Source organism: Paraprevotella clara YIT 11840 (assembly GCF_000233955.1).
GTDB lineage: Bacteria > Bacteroidota > Bacteroidia > Bacteroidales > Bacteroidaceae > Paraprevotella > Paraprevotella clara.
In genome coordinates, this window is the sequence record NZ_JH376719.1 from 1 (window position 1) to 311 (window position 311).

General features: G+C 33.8%; 1 tRNA gene. It reads left to right on the forward strand.

What is annotated here, in order from left to right:
* Positions 1-97: 97 nt before the first annotated feature.
* A tRNA-His gene (locus tag HMPREF9441_RS17270) sits at positions 98-173 on the forward strand.
* The last annotated feature ends 138 nt before the right edge of the window (positions 174-311 follow it).

Here is a 311-nt window from a genome sequence, read left to right on the forward strand (position 1 = left end):
GACAATCAGCGTTTTAAATACTATTATAAAAAATAATTAGTAAAAAATTTGGTAGATATACTGAAAAGCTGTACTTTTGCACTCGAAAAACATAGATGGTGGTCTTAGCTCAGTTGGTTAGAGCGTCGGATTGTGGTTCCGAAGGTCGTGGGTTCGAGCCCCATATTCCACCCTGAATAAAAGAATAACGCCTAAAAAGGCGTTATTTTTTTGTTTATACTATAAGCATAATAAAAAGGCTGCCTAATTAATAGGCAGCCTTTATCGTTTATTTTTGTGAATTATCTTCTTCCTTTTTTATCAAAGTTCAC